Raw genomic sequence first — 14,545 nt, forward strand, 5'->3', positions numbered from 1 at the left:
ATACCTGGAAGGATGCTGAGACGTCGATGACGGAATCCAGCGCTGCTCGCGTACTGCTTTCCCCCACCCGGCTGGCCGCACTGCGCCGACGGATCGGCGACTACAGCGACCGGACCGTCATCGAGGCGTGCGCCGCCGGACTCGCGTACTGGGCGACCGGCGCGGGCCCGGCCGGCATGCACCTCACCCCCGCCACGCCCTTCCCCGACCTCCTCGGATGGGTCGACAACGGCACCGGCGGGGCGGGAGGGTGGGAGACCGACGCGGAGAGCCTCCGCATCACCGTGCCGCCCGGCGTCGACCCCGCCGACGCCCAGCAGGCACTGGACGACCTGGCCGACTTCCCGGACCGGCCCGTCGGCACCATAGGCCCCTCCGGTCCCCGGGAGAGGACCGAGGAGCTGGCCCGGTGGAACGACACCCGGGCCGACCGGGACCGCCCGACCATCATGGAGCTGTTCCACGAGCAGGCGCGCCTGCGGCCGGACGCCGTCGCGATCGTCGACCCGCACCGCTCACTGACGTACCGTCAAGTAGACGCATACTCAGCCCAGTTGGCCCACCATCTGCTCGAACGCGACCTCGGGCCCGAACAGGTCGTCGGCATCTCCCTCGGCCGCTCCGCCGAGATGGTCGTCGCCCTTCTCGCCGTGCTCCGGGCCAGGGGCGCGTTCGTCCCCCTCGACCCCCAGTGGCCGGCCGCCCGCCGGGCCGTCGTCGCCGAGGACGCCCGGGTCGTGCTCCAGCTCAACGCCACCGGCAAGGCCGACGCCGGGGAACCGGACGCCGTCGCCGTCGACCTCGGCGACTGGAAGTACGCCGCCCATCCGGTGGAAGCGCCCGACGCGACCGTCCCCGGCGACGCCCTGGCCTACGTGATCTTCACATCCGGCTCGACCGGACGGCCCAAGGGCGCCATGATCCGGCACGAGGCGATCAGCGAGCGCCTGCTGTGGCAGTCCGGCGAGATCCTCCGCTTCGGCCACGACGACGCGTCGCTCTTCAAAGCCCCGCTCTCCTTCGACATCTCCATCAACGAGATCTTCCTGCCGCTCGTCACCGGCGGCCGCCTGGTGATCCTGCGGCCCGGCGGCGAACGCGACCCGCACCATCTGCTCGGCGTCATCGCCGAACAGCGCGTCACCTTCACCTATCTGGTCTCGTCCATGCTGGACGTACTCCTGGAGATCACGGGCGACTCCGGCCGCCTGGACAGCCTGCGGCACGTCTGGTGCGGCGGCGAGGTCCTCACCCCGGAGCTGTACGAGCGTTTCCGCGACCGCCTCGACATCCCGCTCTACCACGGCTACGGCCCCGCCGAGACGACCATCGGCGTCTCCCACGTCATCTACCGGGGCGCCGCGACACGCCTGTCGACCTCCATCGGCAGGGCCAACCCCAACACCCAGCTCTACGTCCTCGACGACGAACTGCGCCCCGTGCCGGTCGGCGTCGGCGGCGAACTGTACGTCGGCGGCCTCCTCCTGGGACGCGGATACGCGGGCGCACCCGGCCTCACCGCCTCCCGCTTCGTGGCCAACCCCTTCGCCTCGGACGGCTCCCGGCTGTATCGCACCGGCGACCTGGCGCGGTACGCCCCGGACGGATCGCTGGACTTCCTCGGCCGCGCCGACAACCAGATCAAGATCCGCGGCATGCGGCTGGAGATCGAGGACGTCGAGGCAGGCCTCGCCGAACACCCCGGCGTACGGCACACCTGCGTCGTCGCGAAGAAGAACACCGCGGGCGGCACCTACCTGGTCGGTTACGTCATCCCGTCCGCCGGCCACGGGGATCTGAGCGCGGACGCGGTCAAGGCCTGGGCCGCCGCCCACCTGGTCGAGTACATGGTGCCCGCCCACCTGGTGGTGCTGACGCGGTTCCCGCTCACCGCGAACGGCAAGATCGACCGGAACGCCCTCCCGGAACCCTCCGTGGACGCCGGAGCCCTCGCGGCGCCCGCCACCGAGAACGAGCGCCTGGTGTGCGAGGCCGTCGCGGCGGTGCTCCGGCTGGACGACGTCGGCGTGGACCAGGACTTCTTCCAGCTCGGCGGGGACAGCATCCTGGCGATCTCCCTGCTCAGCGCCCTGCGCGAGGCAGGCCTCCATGTGAGCGCACGCCAGATCTTCACCCACACCGTCGTCGGGGCGCTGGCGGCGGTGGCGAGCCGTGAGTCCGCCGCCGCAGTCGACCACGGCGACGTCGGCACCGGCTCCGTCGTGGGATCGCCCATCGTGCAGTGGCTCGGCGAGACCACGGACGCGATCGACGGCTTCGTCCAGTCGGTCGTCCTCAACACCCCGGCGGAGCTGACCGCCGACGCCCTCGACGAGATCCTCGCCGCCGTGCTCGACCGGCACGACATGCTCCGCGCCAAGCTGGTACGAGGCGAGCGCTGGGGCTTCGACATCCCGCCCGCCGGACGGGCCGCCTCCTGCTGGGAGCGGAGCGACGCCCCGGTGGCCGCGTGCGTCGCCCTCGCCACCGAGGCGCTCGACCCGGACAACGGCGTCATGCTGCGGGCCGTCTGGCGCCGCGAGGCGCGGCAGCTGGTCCTGGTCGCCCACCATGTGGTGATCGACGGCGTGTCCTGGCGGATCCTGATGGACGACCTCGCCACCGCCTGGCGTCAGCGCTCCTCGGGCGCACCCGTCGAACTTCCGCCGGTGGGAACGTCGTTCAGGCGCTGGACCCAGCTGCTGGGCCGCGCGCCGTTCGCCGCCGACCGGACCCACTACGCGACGCCGCTGCCCGCCGCCGACGCGCCGATCGGCAGGCGCGCCCTCACCGCGGCCGACACCGTGGAACGGGAGCGGACCCGAACAGTCTCCGTCGGAGCCGAGGTCACGGCAGCGCTGCTCGGCGACATCCCCGCGAAGTTCCACGCGGGCGTCAACGACATCCTGCTGACCGCCCTGGCCGTCGCCCTCGCCCGGTGGCGCCGCGACCGGGGACAGGACCAGACCTTCGCCCACATCGAGCTGGAAGGGCACGGCCGCGAGGGCCGCTTCGTCGCGGGCGCGGCCGGATTCGAACCCGAACTGTCGCGCACTGTCGGCTGGTTCACCACCCTCTTCCCGGTCACCGTGGACCCCGGCGCGGCCACCGACCTCACCGCTCCCGGCTACCTCGCCGCCGCCCTCAAGGCGGTCAAGGAGGACCTCGCCCGTACACCGAGCAACGGTCTCTCCTACGGCGTCCTGCGCCACCTGACCGGCGACGTGCCGACCGGCCCCGCCCCGCAGGTGCTCTTCAACTACCTCGGCCGGTTCGACGCCGGCGGCGCGGGGCTCTGGCAACTCGCGGGCACAACCGGGCAGTTGGGTGAGAAGCGCGACCCGCTGATGAGGCTGCCGCGCGCCCTGGAGTTCAACGCCATCGCCGAACCCGACGCGAGCGGCGCCTATGAGCTGGTCACCACCATCTCCTGGCCCGACGGCGTGTTCACCGACACCGACATCACCACCCTCGGCGACTACTTCCGCTCGGCCCTCACCGCACTCGCGGCGCTCGAAGAGGGCGGCCACACACCCAGCGACTTCCCGCTGGTGCCGCTGACCCAGGCCGACGTGGACGCCCTGGACGGCCCGGCCCTGCACGACATCCTGCCGCTGACCCCGCTCCAGGAGGGCCTCTACTTCCACTCCGTCTTCGACGACGACGCCACGGGCAGCTACGTCGAGCAGCAACTGCTCACGCTGGAAGGCGATGTGGACGCCGACCGGCTGGCGGCGGCGGCCACCCGGCTGCTCACGCTCTACCCCAATCTGGCCGCCCGCTTCACGGCCCTCGCGGACGGGCGGGTCGTCTCCGTCGTCGAGAGCGGCAGGAGCGCGCCCTTCACCGTGCTGGACAGCCCCGCCCGCAGCGACCAGGAGATCCGCGGCCTCGCCGAGCGGGACCGCCGGGCCGGGTTCGACCTCGCCACCGGGCCCCTGATGCGCTACACGCTCATCCGCGCCGGCGCCGGCCGCACCGTCCTGGTGCAGACCGTGCACCACATCATCGCGGACGGCTGGTCGGTGCCGCCGATGCTCCGCACCCTGCTGACCGAGTACCACGCGCCCGGATCCGTGTACCCGATCGGCGGCTACCGCGACTACGTGGACTGGCTCGCCGGGCAGGACCGGGACGAGAGCGACCGGGTGTGGCGTGACGAGCTCGCCGGGCTGCCGGGCCCCTCGCTGGTCGCCGAGGGCCACACCCCCTCCGAACGGTTCGCCGATCTCGCGGTCGAACCCGCCGACGACATCGACGTCGCCGCACGCTCGGCCGGGGTGTCCTTGAGCGTGGCCGTGCACAGCGCGTGGGCGGCGACCCTGGGCGGCCTCCTGCACAGCAGGGACGTCGTCTTCGGCTCCACCGTCTCCGGCCGCGACGCCGACGTCCCCGGCATCCGCGACATGGTCGGCCTCTTCATCAACACCGTTCCGGTGCGCGCCCGTTGGGCCCCGGACGGGACCGCGGGCGAGCTGCTCGACGCCGTGAAGCGACACCAGGGCGCGGTGCTGCCGCACCAGCACGTGTCGCTGGCGCGGATCGGCCGGCAGAGCGGCCAGGGCTCCCTCTTCGACACCCTGGTGGTGTTCGACGTCGCCACCGACGTGGACGCCCTGCGCCGACCGGACGACACCCTCGTCATCACCGACATCGTCAACGAGGGTGCCCCGCACTACCCGTTGACGCTCGTGGTCGAACGCTCACCGGACGGACGCCCGCGCTTCAACCTGATCTACGACGGTGAACTCCTGCGCCCCGCGAGCGCCGAGGCGATCCTGCGCACCTTCACCCGGAGCCTCACTGAGCTGCTCGGCCGACCGGACGCCCCGGTCGACACGCTGGTCCCCGCGACCGGCCGGGCCCCCGCACAGGAAGCCCCGTCGACCCTGGGCGAGCTGTTCGACGCCGCAGCGCACCGCGACCCGGCGGCCACCGCCGTCACCCAGTGCGCGCTGGACGGCGGCACCCGCTCCCTCACCTACGGCGAACTCTCTGACGCGAAGACGGAGTTGGCCGCCGCGCTGCGTGCCGCCGGAGTCGGGCCCGGGCAGCGGGTCGCCGTCGCCGTACCGCGCTCCCTGGAACAGGTCGTCGCCCTGGTCGCCGTCGTCGCCGCCGGCGGCGCGTACGTCCCGCTGGACCTGGCGTACCCGGACGAACGGCTGGAGTACATCCTCGCCGACGCCGCCCCGCAGGTCGTCCTCGTCGGCCGCGAGCAACAGGACCGCTTCACCCGGCTGCTGGACCGCGCGGGCGTGAGCGCCCGGGTACTCGTCCAGGGCGACGAACACCCGCTGGACACCACCGTCTCCGAGGTCCGCCCCGGCGACCCGGCGTACGTCATCTACACCTCGGGCTCGACCGGCCGGCCCAAGGGCGTCGTCGTGCCGCACTCCGCCGTGTCGACGCTCCTCGCCAACACCCGGGCGGACATGGACTTCGGCCCCGACGACGTCTGGGTCCAGTTCCACTCCTTCTCCTTCGACTTCGCCGTCTGGGAGCTGTGGGGCGCACTCGCGCACGGCGGCGAACTGCTCGTGCCGGAGTACGGACTGACCCGCTCGCCGGTGGACTTCCACCGGCTGGTCCGGGAACGCGGCGTGACCGTGCTCAACCAGACCCCGTCCGCCTTCTACCAGTTCATCGAGGCCGACCTGCGCTCCGGCCGGCCGATCGGTGCACTGCGCCGCGTCATCTTCGGCGGCGAGCCGCTCGACCTCGGGCGGCTGCGCGGCTGGGTCGAGCGGCACGGCACCGGAACGCCCGAGCTGGTCAACATGTACGGCATCACCGAGACCACCGTCCATGTCACCCACCGGGTGCTGAACGACGAGGACTTCACCCGGGACGGCGACGCCAGCCCCATCGGCGGGCCGATCCCCGGCCTGACCACCTATCTGCTCGACGACCGGCTGCGGCCGGTGCCGCCGGGCCGGGTGGGCGCCATCTACGTCGCGGGCGACCAGCTGTCACTCGGCTACCTGGGCCGCCCCGGGCTGACCGCCGGACGGTTCGTGGCCAACCCGTTCGCGGCCGACGGCTCCCGCATGTACCACACCGGCGACCTCGCCCGCCGGACGCTCGATGGTGAGCTGGAGTTCGCGGGCCGCGCCGACGACCAGGTGCAGCTCAAGGGATTCCGTATCGAACTCGGTGAAGTTGAGAACGCCGTACGTGAGTTGGAAGGCGTCGTCGATGTGGCCGTCACCGTGGCGGACAGCGGCGACCATCTCATCGCGCACGTCGTCGGGGAGCCGCCCGCCGACCTCGCCGCCCTGCTCGCCGCCAAGCTTCCCGCGCACATGGTGCCGGGCCGGGTGCTGCCGGTCGACGCGCTGCCGCTGACGGTCAACGGCAAGCTGGACCGCAAGGCGCTCACCGAGCGGGCCGCACAGCCGGACACCCGGGTCGCCGCGACCGCGACTGAGGCCCTCACCGCCCTGACCGGCATCTTCGCCGAGAGCCTGCCCGGTGCGACCGTGGACGCCGACACCGACTTCTTCGGCGCCGGGGGCGACAGCATCGTCGCCATCACCGTGATCAACCGGGCCCGGGCGCTCGGCCTGTCGATCGCGCCCCGCGACGTGTTCCTGTTCAAGACACCGCGCGCCCTCGCCGGCCACCTCGCGACACACACCCCGGCACCCGCGCCGACGACGCCCTCCCGCCGCGAGGACGGGCCCCTGCCGCTCACGCCGATCATCCTGCGCCAACGTCAGCTGGGCGGCTCGCTCGACCGGTTCGCCCAGGCCAGGGCGGTGCCCGTCGCCGAGGGCATCGGCCTCGCCGACATCCGGCGCGCCGCGAACGCCGTCGTGGCCGCCCACCCGGCCCTGCGGCTGCGGCTGCACATCGAGCACGGCGTGTGGGCCCTGCGCACCGAGCCCGCCCGCGAGGCCGCCGTCGTGGCCGTCGTACCGGAGAGCACCGCCGACGCGACGGCCGCCGCCGACGAGGCCGCCGGGCGGCTCGACCCCGAGGCCGGAGACGTCATCGCGTTCTCCTGGCTCGCGGCGAACCGCACCCTGGTCGTCACCGCCCACCACCTGGCCGTGGACGCGGTCTCCTGGCTCGTGATCCTCGACGACCTGACCACCGCCCTGAGCGGGGCCGCCCTGCCGTCGCCCACCACCTCGTACGCCGAATACGCCGAAGCGCTGGCCGTACGGTCCGCCGAGTCGGCCGAGGGCCTGACCCACTGGATCACCACCCTCCAGGCCCCGCCCCTGCTGCCCGCGGTCCGGGGCCTCCGCGAGCGGACGGTGGTCCTGCCGCCCGGGGCGAGCGACCGGGTGACGCGCAGCGCGCCCGGAGCACTCGGCCTCGGCCTCACCGAGCTGCTGTGCGGAGCCCTGCGCACCGCACTGACCCACATCCAGCCCGAGCCCACCGACCTCGCCGTCGAACTGGAGCGGCACGGCCGGGTCCCGGCCCGGGACCACCACGACTACTCCCGTACGGTCGGCTGGTTCACCTCCATCGCCCCCGTACGCCTCACCGCCCACACCGACCCCGTCGCCGCGGCGCGCGAGATCGCCGAACGGCAGCCGGACGAGGACGGGCACGTCGCCTACGGCCGGCTCAGGTACCTCAACCCGCAGACGGCCCCGCTGCTGACCGCCCGGCCGCAGGTTCTCTTCAACTATCTGGGCCGGGGCGGCGAGTCGGATGCCCTGCGGATCACCGGCGGTGACCAGCACAACAGCCCGTACGCCGTCGAGGTCAACGCCTGGACCGACGAGGTCACCGGCTCCCTCCACGCGGCCTTCACCCTCGCCGACGGTGTACCCGACACGATCACCGAACACTGGCTGGCCGCCCTGGAACGGATCGGCGACACGTCCGCGACGGCCGAGCGCACGGCCCCGGTCACCCCGCTCCAGCGCGGCCTCTTCTTCCAGGCCCAGATGGCCGGAGTCGGCGCCGACTCCGGTACGGCGAGCACGGCCGGGCACTACGTCGCGCAGAGCTGGTTCACCTTCGACCGGCGCCTGGACACCGACGCGCTGGCCGAGGCGATGGCGTACGCGATCGCCCGCCACCCCGTCGTCGGCGCGGGCTTCACCACCGACGACGACGGAAACCCGGTCCAGGTCCTCAAGGCGGGCCGACGGGTCGCCGTCCGCACCGTCGACCTGGCGACCGACACCGAGATCGAGGCCCTGCGCACCCGGGACCGCGAGCGCGGCTTCGACCCGGGCGAGCCGCCGCTCGTCCGGATGACCGTGGTGCGTCGGCCCGACGGCCGCGACGGCCTGCTGCTCAGCTACCACCTGCTGCTCTGGGACGGCTGGTCCCGCGAGATCCTGCTGCGCGACCTGTTCGACGCGTACGAGGCCGTCGTCGCGGGCGAGCCGTGGGACGCGACCCCGGCCGTGCCGAGCTTCGAGGAGTACGCCCGGACGCTCGCCGCCAAGGACCCCGCCGTATCGGAACGCTTCTGGGCGGACCACCTGGCCGGACTTTCGGGTCCGACGCTGCTCGCCGGACCGGCCCCGGCCCTGTCCGAGGAACTGCCGCAACCCATCGTGCACACCCTCTCCGCCGAGCTGTCGGACCTGCTGCACGCAACCGCCCGGGACCGGGGCGTCACCCTGAACTCGGTGCTGACCGGCGCCTTCGGCCTCTTCCTCGGAGCCCGTACCGGCCGCGCCGACGCCGTGTTCGGCGTCACCGTCTCGGGCCGCGAGGGCGAAGGACACGGCGACATCGTCGGCGTCCTGCTGAACACCGTGCCGCTGTGGACGCGGGCCCGGCCCGACGATTCGGTCGACGCGTATCTCTCCTCCGTACAGGCGGCGCGGGTGGCGGCGATGGACCACGAGCACCTGGGGCTCGGCGAGATCCAGCGGGCCGGCGGGCACGACACCCTCTTCGACAACCTGTTCGTGCTGCAGAACTTCCTGGACCTGGACGCGTTCGCCGCGATGAACGCCCGCCACGGCATCGCCTCCGTGCAGGCCGACGACTCCACCCACTACCCGTACACCTGGGTCGTCACGCCCGGCGACCGGCTCACGGTCAAGCTGGAACACCGCCACGGCGACCCCGACAGCGCCCGCGCTCTCCTCGACGACTATCTGCGCGTCCTGGAGGACCTGGCGCGGGCGACCGGACCGTTGGGCGCGCTGCGCGGCCTGGGACCGGCCCCCGAACCCGCCGAGCGCACCGAGGTCGGCACGGACACCGTCGTGGACCGCTTCGACCTCGCGGCCGACCGTGATCCGGAGCGGGTCGCGCTCGTCGCCGACGGCGCGACCATGACCTTCGCCGAGCTCCGCGACCGCAGCCGGGCCGTGGCGGGCGTCCTCGCCCGGCGGGGCATCGGCCCCGAGACGACCGTGGGCCTGGCGATCCCGCGTTCCCTCGACTGGATCGCCGCGCTGTTCGCGGTGCTGCGCGTCGGAGCCGCGTATGTCCCGCTGGAGCTGGACCACCCGGACGAGCGGATCGCGGCGATCGTCGAGGACGCCCGGCCCGAGGTGATCCTCACCGTCAGCGCGGTGTCACCCCGGCTGACCGGCGAACTCATCGAGCTGGACCTCCCGTTGCCGGAGGCGGAGCCGTACACGACGTTCGCACCGGACGACCCGGACCGCCTGCGCCACCCCGCGTACACCATCTACACCTCGGGATCGACCGGAAAGCCGAAGGGCGTGGTGACCGAATACGCGGGGCTCACCAACATGCTGATCAACCATCAGCGCCGCATCTTCGAGCCCGTCCTGGCCGAGCACGACCACCGGGTCTTCCGGATCGCGCACACCGTGTCCTTCGCGTTCGACATGTCGTGGGAGGAGCTGCTGTGGCTCGCCGACGGCCACGAAGTGCACATCTGCGACGAGGAGTTGCGCCGCGATGCGCCCCGGCTGGTGGAGTACTGCGTCGAGCACGGCATCGACGTGATCAACGTGACACCCACCTACGCCCAGCAGTTGGTGGCCGAAGGGCTGCTGGACGACCCGGAGCGGCGGCCCGCGCTGGTGCTGCTGGGCGGCGAGGCCGTCACCCCGACCCTGTGGCAGCGGCTCGCCGAGACCGAGGGCACCGTCGGCTACAACCTGTACGGGCCCACCGAATACACCATCAACACCCTCGGCGTCGGCACCTTCGAGTGCCAGGATCCGGTCGTCGGCGTGGCCATCGACAACACCGAGGTGTACGTCCTGGACGCATGGCTGCGACCGCTGCCCGACGGAGTGCCCGGAGAGCTGTACGTGGCGGGCGTCGGCATCGCCCGCGGCTACCTGGGCCGCAGCGCCCAGACCGCGCACCGCTTCGTCGCCTGCCCGTTCGGCGCACCCGGGGAGCGCATGTACCGCACCGGCGACCTGGTGATCCGCCGGCCCGACGGGAACATCGCCTACCTGGGCCGCACCGACCAGCAGGTCAAGATCCGCGGCCACCGGGTCGAACTCGGCGAGGTCGAGGCCGTGTTCGCGGCCCACCCGGCGGTCCGCTTCGTCGCCGCCGTGGCCCAGCCAGACCCGGGGGTCGACGGCGCGTACCGGCTGGCCGCCTATCTCGTCCTGGCGGGCTCCGCCGACCTCGCCCAGGTCGCCGGAGAGGTGGGCGCCGGACTGCCGGACTTCCTGCGCCCGACGCACTTCGCCCAGGTCGACAGCATCCCGCTGACCGTGAACGGGAAGGCCGACACCAAGGCGCTGCCCGAGGCCAGGCCGCTCGGCGCGCTGACCACGGCGGGCGAACGCGGCCCGGAGACCGAGACGGAGAGCGTGGTCTGCGAGTTCTTCGCCGAGGCGCTCGACCTCGACGACGACGAGGTCAGCGCGGTCAGCGACTTCGTGTCCCTCGGCGGGCACTCCATGCTGGCGGTCCGGCTGATCGGACTGCTCCGCCGCGAGTACGGTCCTGTCATCACCATCCGCGATCTGTTCACCCTGCGCACCCCCGAAGCGATTGCCCGCCACCTCGATGAGAACTCCTGACCCTGATGAAAACTCCTGACACCACGCGGCCCCGACCCGGGGCCGCCATCCTGCGGACGGCACTGCGCCGCAACATCGGCGCCATGATCGCGGGCACCGTCCTCATGGGCCTGTACCAGGCGGCCGAGACCGCGTTCCCGATCGCGCTCGGACTGATTGTCGAGCACACGATGCAGGACCGCAGCCTCGGCTCGCTCGGCGTCTCGATCGGCTCGCTGGCCGTGATCATCACGACGGTGTCCCTGTCGTGGCGGTTCGGCATGCGGGTGCTGCAGAAGGCCAACACCACCGAGGCGCACCGCTGGCGGGTGCAGGTGGCCGCCTGCGGGCTCCAGCCGGTGGCCAGGGACGTGGACCTCAAGTCCGGCGAGATCCTGACCATCGCCACCGAGGACGCCGACCAGACCGCCGACATCATCGAGGTGGTGCCGCTGCTGATCAGCTCGCTGGTCGCGGTGGTCGTCGCCGCGGTCGCGCTGAGCCTCGCCGACCTCCGGCTCGGTCTGCTGGTGATCGTGGGGACCGTCGCGATCCTGTCGATCCTCGCCGTGATGTCCAAGCGGATCGGGGCCAGCACGCAGGAACAGCAGGCCCGGGTGGCCCGGGCCGGCGCCAAGGTCGCCGACCTCATCATCGGGCTCCGCCCGCTGCACGGCTTCGGCGGCAACCACGCCGCCTTCGGGGCCTACCGCAAGGTCAGCACCGACGCCAAGCGCCAGGCGATCACCGTCGCCCGGGTGAACGGCACCTACGCGGGCACCGCACTGGCCCTGAACGCGGTCCTCGCCGCGGCCGTCTCGCTGACGGCCGGCTGGCTGGCCTTCGAGGGCCGGATCACCATCGGGGAACTCGTCATGGCCGTGGGCCTCGCGCAGTTCATCATGGAACCGCTCAAGATGTTCTCCGAGATGCCCAAGTACGTGATGATGGCCCGAGCTTCGGCCGAGCGGATGGCCCTGGTGCTGACCGCGCCGCCGGTGACGACACCGGGGCCCGAGCGCCCGGAGCCCGGCGGCGACCTGGAGGTCGACGGCGTACGCCACGGGACGCTCCAGGGGGTCAAGTTCTCGGTGCGGGCGGGGGAGTTCGTGGCGATCGCCGCCTACCAACCGCGCGCCGCGGCCGAACTCGCCGCCGTCCTCGCCATGAACGTCGCCCCCCATGCGTACGGGGGAGTGGTGCGGGTCGGCGGGCGGGAGATCGGCGAGCTGTCGATCGAGGCGGTCCGCGAGTACCTGCTGGTGAACCCGTACGACGGGGAGATCTTCGCCGGCACCCTCCGTACGAACATCGACCCGTCGGGCACCGGCCGGTCGACAGAGGCGGCCGTGGAGGCGTCCATGCTCACCGACGTCGTCGCCCTCCACCGCGAGGGGCTCGACCACGCGGTCCGCGACCGGGGCGCGAACCTCTCCGGCGGCCAGCGCCAACGGCTGTCCCTCGCCCGTGCGTTGGCCGCCGACACCGAGATGCTCGTGCTGCACGATCCGACGACGGCCGTCGACGCGGTCACCGAACAGCTCATCGCGCGCAACGTCGCCAAGCTGCGCCGCGGCCGGACCACGCTCGTGCTGACCAGCAGTCCGGCGCTGCTGGACGCGGCGGACCGGGTGCTCGTCCTGGACGGGGGCGCCATCACCGCCGAGGACACCCACCGCAATCTGCTCGCGAGCGACGAGGCGTACTGCTTGGCCGTGGCCCGGTGAGCCACCGGTAGGGGCGAGCGACCGCCCGCCCCTGCCGGAGGGCTCAGCCGAGCGCCCAGGCGACGTCCCTGAGCAGGGCGTGCCGCCAGCCGGCCCGGTCGTGGTCCGAGGCGGACCGCGAGACCCGCACGGTCGCACCGGCCCGCTCGGTGAGCGACTCGGTCAGCTCGCAGTGGGGCAGCATCCGCGTCTCGTGTTCCCCCACGTCGAACGCGCACCGCAGCCGCGACAGATCGGCGCCCCGGCGCAGCCGCTCGGCGATGGCGCCGCCGACAGCCCCGCCCAGCGGATCCGCCAGATCCGCGGTCCCGGGCGCCCACCAGAAGGACCCCGACTGGCAGGCGATACGCGAGACCAGCTCCGGGAACTCCAGCGCCGCGTACAGCGCGCTCAGCCCGCCCAGGCTCTGCCCGGCCACCACCAGCCGGTCCAGGCCGGCCGGCACGCCGCAGTCGCCCACCAGCGGCAGCAGCTCGTCGCGGACCGCCTCCCACAGCGCGGGGCGGCAGGCGAACTCGGCCTCCCGGTCCTTGGCCGGGACGAACACGAGCGTCACCGGGGGCATTTCACCCGCGGCGGCGGCCGCGTCGAAGGCGGCCACGGCCGGGTGCAGATACAGCCAGTCGTCCCCGTCCAGCAGCAGCACCACCGGACCGCCACCGGCCACCGGGTGGACCCGCACGGTGCGCCGTCCGCCGAGCCGGTCGCTGCTCCAGCGGATCCGGGTACGGGGGAGAGGCGGCACATCGTCCGCGGCGAGGTCCGGCCAGTGCGGCTGCGGCGGGGCGTCCGGCGTCGCGGCGAGGGAACGGTCGGCGCCCGCGCCCGCCGGATTGAACGGATCGGCGTGGGCCGCGTCTTCCACGAGGACGCGGTAGGTCACCCGCAGCCGCTCGGGCATGGGCACTTCGGCGTACCAGCAGTCCGTATCCTCCCAGCGGCGCAGCGGTACGGGCGGCGACCAGCTCTCGAAGTCGAGCACGGCCTTGGAGCCGCGCCACAGGAAGAGGGTCAGCCAGCCGTCCTCGACGGGTATCGACGCGGGGGTACGCGCCGCCGCCCAGAACGCGTCGGTGCCGGGGCGGCACGGCAGACCGAAGGCGGCGAAGGGGCTCTCTGCGTCGGCCACGGGGCCGGGGCGGGAAGCGGTCATGAGCGGCGTGCCCGTTCGATCACCAGACGCATGAACGTCTCCTTGTGAGAGGAAGGGGAAAGGCAAGGCTCCTCGATCGTTAGGGGAGCCTAACCTAGCTGCCCTGAAGGCCGCTTCCGGTCGCGTTCGACGAGAACACCCGGGAGTCGTGCCCTGGGTACTGCCTGGAGTACATCGAGGAGCGCCGGACCGACCTGCGGCCGTCCGGACGGCCGCAGGTCGGGTTGTCTACAGTGAGAATGCAGAACAGGAAATACCTGACATTTCGCTAGGAATAGAGGCGCCCTTCATGAGCCTGAGCATCCGTAACCAGATCCCTGGCACGGTCACCGCCGTCACCCCGGGCGAAGTCATGGCCACCGTGAAGGTCCGCCTGGTAGGAGGGCAGCGGATCACGGCCGCGATCACGCTGGAAGCGGTCAAGGAGCTCGGCCTGACCGAAGGGGCGTCGGTCCGCACCCTGATCAAGTCCACCGAGGTGGCCCTGGCCACCGGCGCTGTCGAGGGTCTGAGCATCCGCAACCAGATCCCCGGCACCGTCACCGGCGTCACGGCCGACGGCGCCATGGCCGGCGTCAAGGTGTCCGTCGAGGGCGGCGAGCTGACCGCCGCGATCACCAAGGACGCCGTGACCGATCTGAACCTGGCGTCCGGGACGCCCGTCGTCGCCCTGATCAAGTCGACCGAGATCTCCCTCGCGTCCGTCTGAGGCCCCGCCCCTTTTGTGCCGCGAG

The 14,545-nt window shown here is 72.6% G+C and carries 4 protein-coding genes; 3 read left to right on the top strand and 1 reads right to left on the bottom strand.

Features of this window, described 5'->3' with window-relative positions; genetic code table 11:
• Nucleotides 1-26: 26 nt before the first annotated feature.
• Together G3I54_RS20325 and G3I54_RS20330 are read left to right on the top strand one after the other, a co-directional pair.
• Nucleotides 27-10,952 carry a non-ribosomal peptide synthetase gene (locus G3I54_RS20325; RefSeq protein WP_164616293.1) on the top strand — a complete coding sequence of 3,642 codons (10,926 nt, stop codon included), beginning with the start codon at nt 27-29 and terminating at the stop codon, nt 10,950-10,952.
• 5 nt (nt 10,953-10,957) lie between these two features.
• On the top strand, nt 10,958-12,658 hold the full coding sequence (locus G3I54_RS20330) for an ABC transporter ATP-binding protein (RefSeq protein ID WP_164616294.1): 1,701 nt from the start codon (nt 10,958-10,960) through the stop codon (nt 12,656-12,658).
• Nucleotides 12,659-12,701: 43 nt separating this feature from the next.
• Here G3I54_RS20330 and G3I54_RS20335 read toward each other — a convergent pair whose 3' ends face one another.
• Nucleotides 12,702-13,811: an alpha/beta hydrolase-fold protein gene (locus G3I54_RS20335; protein ID WP_164616295.1), complete on the bottom strand. Its 1,110-nt coding sequence runs from the start codon at nt 13,809-13,811 to the stop codon at nt 12,702-12,704.
• 289 nt (nt 13,812-14,100) lie between these two features.
• Between G3I54_RS20335 and G3I54_RS20340 the strand changes: the two genes are divergently transcribed.
• A complete protein-coding gene (locus G3I54_RS20340) occupies nt 14,101-14,520 on the top strand; it encodes a TOBE domain-containing protein (protein ID WP_164616296.1) in 420 nt (139 codons plus the stop codon).
• Nucleotides 14,521-14,545: the final 25 nt, after the last annotated feature.

Origin of the sequence: Streptomyces sp. SID14515, from assembly GCF_010548505.1 — a bacterium.
Classification (GTDB): Bacteria; Actinomycetota; Actinomycetes; order Streptomycetales; family Streptomycetaceae; genus Streptomyces; species Streptomyces caviscabies.

Excerpts from the sequence above, each read along its gene's own strand:
- G3I54_RS20340 (WP_164616296.1), top strand. The coding sequence starts at position 14,101 with ATGAGCCTGAGCATCCGTAACCAGATCCCTGGCACGGTCACCGCCGTC.
- G3I54_RS20325 (WP_164616293.1), top strand. The coding sequence starts at position 27 with ATGACGGAATCCAGCGCTGCTCGCGTACTGCTTTCCCCCACCCGGCTG.
- G3I54_RS20330 (WP_164616294.1), top strand. The coding sequence starts at position 10,958 with ATGAAAACTCCTGACACCACGCGGCCCCGACCCGGGGCCGCCATCCTG.
- G3I54_RS20335 (WP_164616295.1), bottom strand. The coding sequence starts at position 13,811 with ATGACCGCTTCCCGCCCCGGCCCCGTGGCCGACGCAGAGAGCCCCTTC.